Source organism: Bartonella sp. AA18HLJMS (assembly GCF_042197245.1).
Classification (GTDB): Bacteria; Pseudomonadota; Alphaproteobacteria; order Rhizobiales; family Rhizobiaceae; genus Bartonella.
Genome location: NZ_JBHIRP010000003.1, coordinates 58,346 through 72,249, shown reverse-complemented (window position 1 = coordinate 72,249; position 13,904 = coordinate 58,346). Strand labels below are relative to the sequence as shown.

The 13,904-nt window shown below is 37.0% G+C and carries 10 protein-coding genes and 1 pseudogene; 2 read left to right on the top strand and 9 right to left on the bottom strand.

The genetic code is table 11. The features are described 5' to 3' along the window. Positions 1-119: 119 nt before the first annotated feature. Together ACFINW_RS03270 and rnd are read right to left on the bottom strand one after the other, a co-directional pair. A pseudogene (locus tag ACFINW_RS03270) lies at positions 120-305 on the bottom strand (DNA-binding protein). Between the two features lie 644 nt (positions 306-949). Then, the gene (rnd, locus tag ACFINW_RS03265) at positions 950-2,104 is read right to left on the bottom strand and encodes a ribonuclease D (RefSeq protein ID WP_375673790.1); all 1,155 of its coding nucleotides are present in this window, start codon (positions 2,102-2,104) and stop codon (positions 950-952) included. Between the two features lie 132 nt (positions 2,105-2,236). Here rnd and aspS point away from each other — a divergent pair, with 132 nt between their 5' ends. Then, positions 2,237-4,030, top strand: coding sequence for an aspartate--tRNA ligase (aspS, locus tag ACFINW_RS03260; RefSeq protein WP_375673788.1), 1,794 nt, complete (start codon positions 2,237-2,239; stop codon positions 4,028-4,030). Between the two features lie 773 nt (positions 4,031-4,803). Next, entirely contained in the window at positions 4,804-7,053 is a 2,250-nt protein-coding gene (parC, locus tag ACFINW_RS03255; RefSeq protein WP_375673786.1) for a DNA topoisomerase IV subunit A, read from the top strand. Between the two features lie 466 nt (positions 7,054-7,519). Here parC and ACFINW_RS03250 read toward each other — a convergent pair whose 3' ends face one another. From ACFINW_RS03250 to purC, 7 genes are all read right to left on the bottom strand, one after another. Further along, on the bottom strand, positions 7,520-8,776 hold the full coding sequence (locus ACFINW_RS03250; RefSeq protein WP_375611542.1) for a multidrug effflux MFS transporter: 1,257 nt from the start codon (positions 8,774-8,776) through the stop codon (positions 7,520-7,522). A 71-nt stretch (positions 8,777-8,847) separates the two neighbouring features. Continuing rightward, positions 8,848-9,180 carry a Grx4 family monothiol glutaredoxin gene (gene grxD / locus ACFINW_RS03245; RefSeq protein WP_375606638.1) on the bottom strand — a complete coding sequence of 111 codons (333 nt, stop codon included), beginning with the start codon at positions 9,178-9,180 and terminating at the stop codon, positions 8,848-8,850. A 98-nt stretch (positions 9,181-9,278) separates the two neighbouring features. Further along, positions 9,279-9,512 carry a BolA/IbaG family iron-sulfur metabolism protein gene (locus ACFINW_RS03240; protein ID WP_375611543.1) on the bottom strand — a complete coding sequence of 78 codons (234 nt, stop codon included), beginning with the start codon at positions 9,510-9,512 and terminating at the stop codon, positions 9,279-9,281. A 57-nt stretch (positions 9,513-9,569) separates the two neighbouring features. After that, on the bottom strand, positions 9,570-11,780 hold the full coding sequence (purL, locus tag ACFINW_RS03235; RefSeq protein ID WP_375640412.1) for a phosphoribosylformylglycinamidine synthase subunit PurL: 2,211 nt from the start codon (positions 11,778-11,780) through the stop codon (positions 9,570-9,572). Positions 11,781-12,073: 293 nt separating this feature from the next. Further along, entirely contained in the window at positions 12,074-12,745 is a 672-nt protein-coding gene (gene purQ / locus ACFINW_RS03230; protein ID WP_375613086.1) for a phosphoribosylformylglycinamidine synthase subunit PurQ, read from the bottom strand. An 11-nt stretch (positions 12,746-12,756) separates the two neighbouring features. Continuing rightward, positions 12,757-12,996 carry a phosphoribosylformylglycinamidine synthase subunit PurS gene (gene purS / locus ACFINW_RS03225; protein WP_375640410.1) on the bottom strand — a complete coding sequence of 80 codons (240 nt, stop codon included), beginning with the start codon at positions 12,994-12,996 and terminating at the stop codon, positions 12,757-12,759. A gap of 78 nt (positions 12,997-13,074) precedes the next feature. Continuing rightward, entirely contained in the window at positions 13,075-13,839 is a 765-nt protein-coding gene (gene purC, locus ACFINW_RS03220) for a phosphoribosylaminoimidazolesuccinocarboxamide synthase (RefSeq protein WP_273791179.1), read from the bottom strand. Between the last annotated feature and the right edge of the window lie 65 nt (positions 13,840-13,904).

The following is a 13,904-nucleotide window of genomic DNA, read 5'->3' as shown; positions in this document are numbered from 1 at the left end:
CATAAAAGAAAACATAATTTTTTATTCTGTTACTTGCATCACAGGATGGATTTTTCACTTCATAAGCTTCATGTGAAAATGAAAAGTTTTGTCCATTTTTACGTGAAAGGGTTTTCTTTTTATGCTGCGTCGTTATAACGTTTCTGTTTAGCTTGCTCGATTATCTTGATAAGATTACGATTGTAACCAACGCGATAAAAAACAAGTTTTAAAGATTTTGGGAGAGATCTATTGGTTACATGACGCTGGAATGTTGAAATACTCATATGAAACAGTTTTGCACTTTCACGGTCTGTCAAAAGAATATCATTTCAGTCATTATAAAATCCTTTCACTATAAAAAATAGAAATAAATCACAACTATTTATTAACCATGATTTTCGAATCCTTTGAAAGGTGTTTAATTTATAAAAAAACAGCGCTTTATCATATAATTTCTTATGTGAAACTTTATGAGTCTTATTGAGATGGAATGAGAGAATCTTACGATATTCGGAGGTCTAATTCAATATAAATAACGCTAGATTATCGTTAGAAATCAATATATTGCTTTTGTTAGGTATTTTAGTTGTTATGCTGGCTCGTTTTTGATTGTTAGATTGCAATCTTGGTAGTTTTTAATACGATATGGTGACGTGAGGCATTATATCTTTGTTTGTTCCTATTTCTAGGCTGCTATTTTTGTAATGAATGCGCTTTTATTATCAGAACTTTTTTTTTCAAAACTTTTAAATAAGGAACTGTCTGTTTTTTTAGATTATTTTTAATGGGATTTCTATTTAATTGACCTGATAAAGATTTAGCTATCATTTTAATAAGAGTTTACTATTTAATTTTTTAACTTTGTCAGAAGTAGGCTTTATTTATCCTGTTTGCGTTGGCCTATAGGGCATACCAATTGATGTAGATAATGAGTAGCGTAATGGATTTTTCAAAATGAAAATGTAAATTAAAGCTGTTTTGTGCTTATTTTTCCATCGTTAAAGTAAAACCCTATCTGGCCCTTTAGCAGTTGTTCGGCTTTTTTACCAAATATTTCATAGCGCCAGCCATTCATAGCGGGAATATTTTTCTTTATTCCTCCATTGGCAATTTTTTCTAAATCATTAGATGTTGCAATAATTTTAGGGGCAATGCTGTTTTCATTTGCAACAATTTTTAATAACACTTTGAGCAGATCGATAACAGCGGCTGTCGTATCATTGAGTGGATTATGTTTAGGAATGGGGGGTAAAGTAGAAAGATCCACTTCTAAGCCTTCGTGGACAGCTTTGATTAATGATTGAGCAATTGAGAGTTTATCCCAATTCTTATTAAGACTGCGCAACCGTTTTAATGCAGATTCATCTTTTGGTTGTTGGGTTGCTATTTCTATAAGACATTCATCTTTTATGATATGACGACGTGGCATATTGTATTTTCGTGCTTCACGTTCCCGCCAAGCTGCTATCTTTTGTAATACAGCAAGTTCACGTGGCTTTTTAATTTTTCCTTTCACTTTTTTCCATGCTTCATCTTCTGGCATATCATAGGTTTTAGGATTTAAAAGGATTGTTATTTCATCATCCATCCAGTGAGCTCGTTGATTTTTCTCTAACCTTTTTTTCAATAACAAGTAAACATCTCTTAAGTAAGTTACATCGGAAAGTGCATAGAGCAGTTGTTTTTCAGACAAAGGGCGGTAACTCCAGTCTGTAAAGCGGGAGGATTTATCAAGATGATGCCCTGTACAGCGTTGTACAATTTGATCATAGGAGATAGAATCACCAAATCCACAAATTGATCCTGCTATTTGCGTATCAAAGAGAGGGGAAGGAATAACACCTCCAAGATGATAAATTGTTTCAATATCTTGGCGCGCAGCATGAAAAACTTTTACAACTTTTTTATCGATCATAAGGTCAAAAAAAGGTTGTAAATCAATATCTGGTGCTAGGGGATCAATCAAAACTGTGACATCTGGTGATGCAAGCTGGATTAAACACAGTTGAGGCCAAAAAGTTGTTTCGCGAATAAACTCAGTATCGACTGTTACAAAATCAGAGGTACGTAGAGCGTTAAGTGCAATTTCAAGATCTGTTGTTTGTGTAATAAGATTCATCATTTTATTATAATTCGATAAATTAAATTTGTGCTTTATTGACTTTATTTTTGAGTTTTTATTCTCATATCTTGACAAATGGTTATTAAAAAGCGTTTGTAGCGCATGTGAATATTATAATCAAAGGCAAAAAACATGCACCGTTATCGCAGTCATCATTGTGCGGCTCTTCGTAGATGTGATGTAGGAACACAAGTTCGTCTTTCGGGGTGGGTTCATCGTGTTCGTGATCATGGAGGGATTCTTTTTGTGGATTTACGTGATCATTTTGGAATCACACAAATTGTTGCTGATCCTGCTTCACCAGCTTTTAAAGTTATTGAAAAAGTGCGTTCTGAATGGGTTATTCGTGTGGATGGGGAGGTATGTGCACGTGCTGATGAGGTTATTAATGCAGCGCTTCCAACAGGTGAGATTGAAATTTTTGCACAAGAGGTAGAAATTCTTTCAAAATCTGATGAGCTTCCTTTACCGGTTTTTGGTGAGCCTGATTATCCAGAAGATATTCGATTAAAATATCGTTTTCTTGATTTGCGTCGGGAGACTATGCACAAAAATATCATGCGTCGGACTGAAATTATTGCGGCTATGAGACGGGCTATGCAAAATAATGGTTTTACGGAATTTACGACGCCACTTTTGACAGCTTCATCGCCGGAAGGCGCACGTGATTTTTTGGTTCCAAGTCGTGTTCATCAGGGAAAATTTTATGCGTTACCGCAAGCGCCACAGCAATATAAACAGTTGTTGATGATGTCAGGTTTTGATCGTTATTTTCAGATTGCTCCATGTTTTAGAGATGAAGATCCAAGGGCCGACCGTCTTCCTGGTGAATTTTATCAATTAGATGTTGAAATGAGTTTTGTTGAGCAAGAAGATGTTTTAGCAACTATGGAACCTATTATGCGTTCTATTTTTGAAGAATTTGCAGATGGAAAGACTGTGACACAAAGCTTTCCTCGCATTTCCTATGATGAAGCAATGCGAAAATATGGTTCTGATAAGCCTGATCTACGTAATCCGATCATTATGGAAGATGTTTCTCAGCATTTTTATAATTCTGGTTTCAAAGTCTTTGCTCAAATTTTAGCGAATGATGAGAATGCACAAGTGTGGGCTATTCCAGCTAAAACGGGTGGAAGTCGTGCTTTTTGTGATCGTATGAATGTATGGGCACAAGGCGAGGGGCAACCAGGGCTCGGCTATATTTTCTGGCGTGAAGAAGAAGGAAAATTTGAAGGAGCAGGGCCTATCGCCAAAAATATTGGTGAACAGAGGACTGAAGCAATCCGTATACAGCTTGGTCTTGAAAGTGGGGATGCCTGTTTTTTTGTAGCTGGCGATCCAAAAAAGTTTTCATCTTTTGCCGGAGCAGCACGCACAAGGATAGGGGAAGAATTAGATCTTCTTGATAGAGATAGTTTCTCTTTGGCGTGGATTGTTGATTTTCCATTTTTTGAATGGAATGAAGATGAAAAAAAGATTGATTTTGGACATAATCCTTTTTCCATGCCTCAAGGGGGAGAAAATGCCCTTGCCTGCCAAGATCCTCTTACTATTAAAGCTTTTCAATATGATCTTGTTTGCAATGGTTATGAAATTGCATCAGGTGGAATTCGTAATCACTTACCAGAAATGATGCTTAAAGTTTTTGAACTTGTAGGACTTTCTAAGGAAGTTGTGAAAGATCGTTTCGGTGGTCTTTATCGTGCATTCCATTATGGGGCTCCACCACATGGTGGTATGGCTGCAGGAATTGACCGCATTATTATGCTGTTGCAAGGTGTTAAAAATTTGCGTGAAGTTGCTTTATTCCCTATGAATCAACAGGCGCTTGATCTTTTGATGAGTGCTCCGTCTGATGTTTCTCCTACACAATTACGTGATTTAGGAATCCGCATGGCTCCTACTCACAAAAATAGCTCATAAAGTTGATAATGGATTGTTTTCATCTTTTCTACGTAGAATGAAGTTTTGATGCCTTTCAAGAGCCATCGGTGTGTGTGGCTGTTTGTGAAATTTAGATAGGAAAACGCTATTGTGTTGATTCTTTACGAGGCATTTTTATTCCTTGTTTCTATAGTGGCTCTTCCACTTGTGATAGGTGAGGAAATGATTATGATTGCTTGATCATGAATAAATTAGAAATGAAAGAACTCTATAATATTCGGGAGTCTCATTTTAGTTGAAAAAAATGAATTATCTTTATGTGTCAATATATTATTTATTTTTTATTGAAGTTTTTACAACGTTGTAGCAGAGAATTGTGTCTCTTCGTTTTTATGAGAATAATGTGGTTTTCCATTCTATGGACTTACTCTGAAAAGTTTAAATTTCATAAGCTTTGAACATTTTTTTGGTTTTTCGTAGAAAAACTGAATGGGGTTGTTATACAATTTATCTTTATAATAAAAGATGATGTTTGAAAGGTGCTTTTGTCATTTCAGAAAAAGATGAAATAACTCTTTGTGGGCAGTTAAATTATCGTCGAATTTGACAAAGCTTTCAATAAATTACTTAGGACAAGGGGGGGAGGACATGTATAAATTTTTCAAATTGATATAATTTTCTGTTCATGTTCTAATTGCAGCGTTTGTTTTTATGTAATTGACTTTTAATAAAAAAGTCGACTCATAGAAGATTTCATTAAATAAATCCTATAAAATAATTTCTTATTATTGTGGGAATTGTTGTTTTAATCTATGTCTGATAAAATGAATTTACCTTTTGATAAAGAACATATTGAACCAATAGAATTACGTTCTGCTTTACAGGAACGTTATTTGGCTTATGCACTTTCTACGATTACACACCGTGCATTGCCTGATGTACGTGATGGATTGAAGCCGGTCCACCGGCGGATTGTTCATGCGATGCGTCTTCTCAAACTAAATCCTGGACAGTCTTATGCGAAATGTGCGCGGATTGTTGGTGATGTCATGGGAAAATTTCATCCTCATGGGGATGCGTCTATTTATGATGCCTTGGTGCGCTTGGCTCAAAGTTTTGCTGTTCGTTATCCGTTGGTTGATGGGCAAGGCAATTTTGGTAATATTGATGGTGATAATGCTGCTGCCATGCGTTATACGGAAGCACGTATGACTGAAGTGGCTGCATTGTTACTTGAAGGAATTAATGAGAATGCTATTGATTTTCGTTTAACCTATAATGAGGAAGATGAAGAGCCGGTTGTTTTACCAGGAGCTTTCCCTAATCTTTTAGCAAATGGTTCTTCTGGTATTGCTGTTGGTATGGCAACATCTATTCCACCCCATAATGTTGCTGAGCTTTGTGATGCAGCGCTCCATTTGATTGCGCATCCCGATGTAAATGATGAGGAATTAAATCAATTCGTTCTTGGTCCTGATTTTCCGACGGGGGGAATTTTAGTTGAACCTAAAAAAAGTATTGAGGAATCCTATCGTGTTGGGCGTGGATTCTTTCGCTTGCGTTCACGTTGGCATCAGGAACCTGGTAGCCGTGGTTCTTACGTGATCGTTGTAACTGAAATTCCCTACCAAGTTCAAAAGTCACGCCTTATTGAAAAAACTGCGGAATTGTTGCTTGCACGTCGGTTGCCAATGCTTGAGGATATTCAAGATGAATCAGCAGAAGATATCAGAATCGTGCTTGTTCCTAAAAATCGGTCGGTTGATCCGGAGCTCCTTATGGAGTCTCTTTTTAAATTGACTGACTTTGAAGTAAGATTTCCCCTTAATCTGAATGTTTTGTCTTTGGGAAAAATACCCAATGTTCTTTCTTTGCGAGAAAGTTTGCAGCAATGGCTTGAACATCGTCAAGAAGTGCTTATTCGTCGCTCTTATTATCGGCTTGATCAAATTGATAGCCGATTGGAAATTCTTCATGGATATCTTATTGCCTATTTAAATCTCGATGAGGTCATTCAGATTATTCGTGAAGAGGATGAACCGAAAAAGAAGCTGATTAATCGGTTTGAATTAACAGAAAATCAAGCTGAAGCTATTCTTAATATGCGCTTGCGTTCTTTGCGTAAACTTGAGGAATTTGAAATTCGTAAAGAATTTGAAAGTTTGAAAGCTGAAAAAGAAAAACTACAGAATTTATTAGCTTCTCCTATAAAACAGTGGAAAATAATTTCAGAAGAAATCAAAAAAGTTCGAAACACTTTTGGTCCTGAAACACTCTTGGGGAAAAGACGTACGACGTTTGAAGAGGTACCAAGACATGATCTTGATGATATTCAACAAGCAATGATCGAAAAAGAACCGATTACTATTGTTATTTCTGAAAAGGGGTGGATGCGTGCTTTGAAGGGACACTTGAACGATTATAAAGCACTTTCTTTTAAAGAAGGAGACAGTTTAAAGTTAGCCTTTCCAGCATTTACGACCGACAAGATTGTGCTGATCAGTACGGGGGGGAAGTTTTTTGCTATTGGTGCAAATAATTTACCTGGAGGGCGGGGACATGGTGAACCTATTCGTCTCTTAGTTGATATGGATGATGAGCACGATGTTCTCACAGCGTTTGTGCATCACGCCGAGGAAAAATTGCTCTTGGTTTCATCTCACGGTAATGGTTTTATTGTTTCTTCTGCAGAAGTGATCGCCAATACACGAAAAGGAAAGCAAGTGATGAATGTGAAAGCTCCTGATAAGGTAAAGCTTTGTGTTCCGGTAAATGGTGATCATGTTGCTGTAGTCGGTGAAAACCGTAAAATGCTTATTTTTTCTATTGAACAAATACCAGAAATGAATCGCGGTAAAGGTGTTCGTTTACAGCGTTATAAAGAAGGTGGTGTTGTTGATGCCAAGACTTTTAATTTATCAGAAGGCTTAAGTTGGCAAGATACAGCTGAACGAATCTTTAACCGTCAAGCTGATGATCTCATTGAATGGATGGGAATGCGTGCGGGCGTCGGGCGTTTGGTTCCAAGAGGATTTCCAAAATCAGGAAAATTTATCAATTAAATGTATTTTATAAATGGGAAAGTTCCCTATGGTTTTATGATTGTGTAAGATATTAATTTATAAAGATAATTTATTATTTTTTATATTGAACGAAAGACCTAAAGCGTAAGTTTTTCTCTTATTTCGATCTTGTTTAGGTTAAACCAATCAAAACTGTTTGTTTGCCTGTCATGAGATGAGAGACCAGCCCGTCTTCATAAAAACTATTGAAGAAAAGAATAAAAATATTTTTTAATAAACCGTTTCACAGACAAGAGTTGTTGCAACAATAGTATGTTTGTTTTTTTACATTATACCATTTATGGGTGCTGTCGTGAAATGATTTGATATTTCGAGAGCTGTACCTTTAAACAAACAATGTGAATGTTTAACACAAGAATGTTCTATTTGGAGATGTTTTATTTTGTCTGATAGGTTTATTTTCTTATTGTTCAAGAGAGATGTTATTAATCTTTCGTAGTAATATTTATTCGTTAGGATTACTATGATATTGTCTAAAAAGATGACCACGTTCAGCCCATAAGACGAGAAGTATGGCAGTGAGACTCAGAAAGAAAAATCCTGCTGAGTTTGGGATGGTTGTTTCATCAAATTGTTGGGCAATAAAAAAGCTAAGTCCTGCACCGATAGATGTTTGAAGAAAGCCGGATACAGAAGAAGCTGTTCCAGCTATTTCTCCTACAGGTTCAAGAGCGAGTGTATTGAAATTGGCCATAATACCACCGCAGGTAAACATTAATATACAATATAACGTCATATAAAAAGGAAAAGGGATAACACCACCTGCTAAGATGGACCCAATAAACCAAATGCATGAAGTGGCACAAAAGAGCAAAAGCATAGTATGAGCAATACGCCGCATTCCAAGGCGTCCAACGAGTTGAGAGTTAAAGAATGATGATAGAGCTTGAAATGCAGCACCAACTGCGAAAGCAATAGGGAACCAAAGTCCTAGATTATAGATCCCTTCATATGTTTGTTGTGATGTATTAACGGCGGTAAAGATACAGCCTAAAATAATGGACGTTGCAAGTGTATAGCAAAGTGTTGTGCGATTGGTTATTACAATCCATAAGTTGTGTTTAACTGAAGAAAAGGAAAGAGAGCGTTGCGCATAAAGAGTTTCAGGCAAGCGCAGTTGAATCCAAATCATCAGTCCTAAACCAATCATTGCCATGAAAATAAAAATATATTGCCAATGTCCGAGCAGTAAAATGATCTGTCCTGTTGCGGGACCAACCATTGGTGCAACAAGAAAAACCATCATAACAATAGACATAACTTCTGCCATTTTTCGACCACTGTAGAGATCACGTACGACGGAAACTGTGAGCACGCGCATAGCAGCCCCTCCAATTCCTTGCAAGATACGTAAAATAAGTAAGAGAGAAAAATCAGTTACAAAGGCACAGCCAATCGCCGTAAATGAATAAAAAGCAAGCCCGAGAAGAATAAGTTTACGTCGTCCATACCTATCGCTTATTGGACCGAAAAATATTTGAGCAATACCATAGCTAATAAGATAACTCGAAATGATATAATGTTGATCATTTTCATTGAGAACATTTAAGCCGTCTAAAATATCGGGCATAGCTGGCAGCATAATATCAACAGCTATAGCGTTAATAGCCATGAGCGAAGCAATAAGAATAACAAATTCTTTATAGCCAATTTTGTTTCTAATCGCATCTCTATGCGTTTGTTCATCGACTGAATATGACATATGGCATCCTTGAAATAAAAATTTCGTCTGAAAACAGCTCTTTTTAAGAGTCTGAATAAAATGAAAGATACCTATGATTGATTACATGGAATATTTTTTTCTTTCAAAAGTTCCTGTAACTCATTGTTTTGAAACATCTCTTTAACAATATCACAGCCTCCGATAAATTCACCTTTGATATAAAGCTGTGGAATTGTTGGCCAATTTGAGTAATCTTTAATCCCTTGACGCAATTCGTTAGAAGTTAAGATATTAATCCCTTTATAATTCAATCCTAAATAATCAAGAATTTGAACAACTTGTCCTGAAAACCCGCATTGCGGAGCGTCAGGTGTTCCTTTCATGAATAAAATGACGTCGTTTGTTTTAATTTCGTTGTCAATAAAATCATGAACAGTGGTCATTTTTATCCCTCGATATTTCAGATTTTTATCAGTGTGTAATTTATACTCATACTGCTTTTAATCGTATTAAATGTGTGAATGCAAGAAGAAATTTTAGATTATTTTGGGACATTTGTTTGCAACATTAAGGCGTGAAGGTCATTTCCCATATTGCCTTTAAGGGCATCATAGACCATTTTATGTTGTTGAACACGGGTTTTACCACGAAAACTTTCAGAAATAACTTCTGCAGCATAATGTTCCCCATCTCCAGCAAGATCACGAATTCTTACTGTAGCATCAGGAATGCCTTCACGAATAAGCGTTTCAATTGCATGGGCACTCATTGCCATCATTATTCTCCTATGTTGTTCATTTTTATAAAGGCTGTTTAAGAGAAAAAACAATTTTTACTCTTCACCCATAAATTGTGGAAACCAGTTTTCATAGGCTTTTGTGAGTTTGTCTATAGAAAGTTTTAGTATTTTATCTATATCAAGTGCATCACCTGCAACTTGACCTAGCTTTGTTAAAGAAACTGTATTGATTTGTGCGAGCTCTTTAAGACTATTAAGAGAGTGAGGTTTGACGGCTAAAAGATAACGTCCTTGGTCTTCTCCAAAAAGTTCTGCATGATGGGGTGATTTATTGCTTAACTTTACTTTGATTCCTTTACCTGCTTTAATCACCATTTCAGCAAGTGCTATCGCTAATCCTCCGTCAGAAAGGTCATGGGCGGCGTGAATAAAACCACGATGTATGACATCTCGAACAAATTGACCATGCTTTTTTTCAAGTTGTAAATCTACAGGTGGGGGGGCGCCTGCATCAATATTTAAAATGTTACGTGCATAGATTGATTGTCCTAAATGGGAGCCGCAATTTCCTACTAAAACAAGAATATCTCCATTTTGCATACCACTTATTGTTACCATTTTAGACCAATCATTAAGAAGGCCTACACCAGCAATTGTGGGGGTTGGAAGAATGGCTTCCCCATTTGTTTCGTTGTAAAGAGAAACATTGCCTGAAACGATAGGAAAATCAAGGATTCTACAAGCTTCTCCTATACCTTTAATAGCAAAAACCAGCTGTCCCATAATTTCAGGTTTTTCAGGGTTACCAAAATTGAGATTATCTGTAGCAGCCAGTGGTGTTGCACCTGTCGTACTAATGTTTCGCCAGCATTCTGCGACAGCTTGTTTACCCCCTTCATAAGGGTCTGCTTCACAATAGCGAGGTGTTACATCAGAAGAAAAAGCAAGAGCACGTTTGCTGTTGTTTCCTACACGGATAACGCCTGCATCACCTCCTGGACAAACAAGGCTATTTCCTTGGATAAGGGTATCATATTGTTCATAAACCCATCGCCGAGAACTTTGATCAGCAGAATTCAATAAGCACAGAAGCGCATCACCAAGATTTTCAACTTTTTTGACGTCTTCTGCTTTCAAGGGTGTTTTTTTTGCCGGCTCACTCCAAGGACGATCATAAACAGGCGCTTCATCACCAAGCTCTTTGATGGGAAGATTGACAACTTCTTCCCCTTGATGAAATACACGAAAACGTAAATCATCGGTTGTTTTTCCAATGATAGAAAAATGTAGTCCCCACTTATGAAAAATTGCTTCTGCTTGCTTTTCTAGTTCTGGTTTAAGGACCATGAGCATACGCTCTTGACTTTCAGAAAGCATCATTTCATAGGCTGTCATGTTTTCTTCTCGAACAGGAACTGTATCAAGATTAAGCTGTATCCCCAGATTTCCTTTTGCTCCCATTTCAACGGCAGAAGAGGTGAGTCCTGCTGCCCCCATATCTTGGATAGCAACCACGGCTCCAAGTTCCATGAGCTCTAAACATGCTTCAAGGAGACATTTTTCTGTAAAAGGATCACCGACTTGAACGGTTGGACGTTTTTCACTGATTGAAGAATCAAATTCAGCAGAAGCCATTGTTGCTCCACCGACACCATCACGTCCTGTTTTTGCACCCAGATAAACAACAGGGAGTCCAATACCTTGTGCTTTAGAATAAAAAAGGGCGTCTGTCTTTGCAATACCGGCGACAAAAGCGTTAACAAGGATATTGCCATTATAACGCTCATCAAAATTTACTTCTCCACCAACCGTTGGAACACCAAAAGAATTGCTGTAACCACCTATTCCAGAAACAACACCAGAAACAAGATGGCGTGTTCGTGGGTGATCAGGAGCACCAAATCGCAATGCATTCATAGCAGCAACAGGACGGGCTCCCATTGTAAAGACATCACGTAAAATACCACCAACACCTGTCGCTGCACCTTGATAAGGTTCAATATAAGAAGGGTGGTTATGGCTTTCCATTTTGAAAACAACACATTGTCCTTCGCCAATATCGACAACACCAGCATTTTCACCAGGTCCTTGGATGACATATTTTCCTTCTGTCGGAAGAGTTTTTAGCCATTTTTTAGATGATTTATAGGAACAATGTTCGTTCCACATCGCAGAAAAAATTCCTAGTTCAGTAAATGTTGGTTCTCTACCAATTAACGTTAGGATACGTTGATATTCATCTTCTTTTAGCCCGTGTTGTGCAATGAGTTCTGATGTAATAGTGATGTTATTGCAAGGCTTCATGAGTATTTATCCGTCAAATTAATCGAAATTTAGTATTTTTATTTTTTTAACCTAGCAGCTTATATTATAAACAATCATGTTGTTTAATAATAAAAATATTTATAGACAGTAAGCTGAAGATTTTGTCCGTTTGTTTGGTGGGATTTAAGACTAAAAATGGTCTTAAATAATTATGTGTTTAGAAAATAATATCCATTGTTGTTTGTGAAGAGCTTTGTTTATAGCTTTATGAAGCAAGAAATGGTATAAATCCTTATTTTTTTAAATTATGGAGCGCGAGTATTTTTGCAGCATTATCCATTTACTAACTCTAAAGCACTTTGAAAAAGTAAACGACCGTCAGTACCTCCGTGGGCGGGTTCAATAAAGTTTTCAGGATGGGGCATCATACCAAGAATATTACCAGCTTTATTAACAATACCAGCAATATCTTTCATTGAGCCGTTCGGGTTTGTATTTTCTGCATAGCGAAAAACAATTTGTTCATTGTCTTCCATTTGTTTCAATGTTTCACTATCAACAAAATAATTTCCGTCATGATGGGCAACAGGACAACGAATAATTTGTCCTTTAGAATAATATCGAGAAAATTTTGTCTTGGCGTTGACGACTTCAAGCTTGATTTCACGACAAACAAATTTTAAAGAAGCGTTACGCATTAAAGTACCGGGTAATAATCCTGCTTCCAACAAAATTTGAAATCCATTACAGATACCTATAATTGTCGTACCTTCTTGTGCTTTTTCACGAATGGCTTTTAAGACGGGAGTTCGCGCTCCAATCGCACCACATCTTAAGTAGTCGCCATAGGAAAAACCACCAGGAATAATAATAACATCTACATCTGGAATTGTTGTTTCTGTTTGCCAAATTTTTAGTGGCTCAACTCCCGTTATATGATGTAATGCTGCAACCATATCTCGATCACGATTTAATCCAGGAAGTTGAATGATGGCAGTTTTCATGAGCGTTTCACTTACAGAAGTTCGATTGTATAATTTTCGATGACAGTATTTGCGAGTAACTCTTCACACATTTGTTCAAGTTTTTTCTTTGCAGTTTCAGAAGGTAAATCATCAAGAACAATATCAAAAACCTTTCCTTGACGAATAGATTGAATGCCTTCGAAAGCCAAACTTTTTAAAGCACCGATAATTGCTTCTCCTTGTGGATCAAGAACGCTTTCTCTTAAAGTAACCGTGATGCGTGCTTTCATTTTTTGCTTCCTGCTTGTTAAAAGAACCTCTCCTTTGAAGAGGGGTGTTTGTATAAGGTGATGTTTTTTACCTTGTTTTTACTTTACGAGAACGGGACCACTTGGTCGTGTTGGTTCGTTTTCATTCATAATACCAAGACGTTTGGCAACTTCTTGATAGGCATTAATAAGCCCTCCCATATCACGACGAAAACGGTCTTTATCCATTTTTTCTTGTGTGTGCATATCCCATAGTCGTGCAGAATCAGGAGAGATTTCATCAGCAAGAACAATGCGCATTGTTTCATCTTCCCACAGGCGACCAAATTCCATTTTAAAATCAATTAATTGGATGTTAACACCGGCAAAAAGCCCAGAAAGAAAATCATTAATACGAATTGAAAGTTGCATGATATCTTCTATCTCTTGTGGGACAGCCCATCCAAAAGCTGTGATATGTTCTTCCGTTACCATAGGATCATCGAGAGAATCATTTTTATAGTAGAATTCAATGATGGATTGCGGAAGCGGGGTTCCTTCTTCCAGTCCTAAACGCTTAGCAAGAGAGCCGGCAGCAACATTGCGAACAACAACTTCCAACGGAATGATTTCCACCGCTTTAATAAGCTGTTCGCGCATGTTTATACGTTTGATAAAATGTGTTGGGATGCCCAAACGTCCAAGATGGCTAAAAATATGTTCCGAAATTCGGTTGTTTAAAACGCCCTTTCCGTCGATAATTTCATGTTTTTTTGCATTAAAGGCAGTTGCATCATCTTTAAAAAATTGAATATAAGTCCCTGGTTCAGGTCCTTCATATAAAATTTTAGCCTTGCCTTCATAAATACGGTGGCGACGATTCATCATGATTCTCTATTTATCTTGAGAGGTTTTTAATAACATTGATAAATGATACTATCCTAATTGAT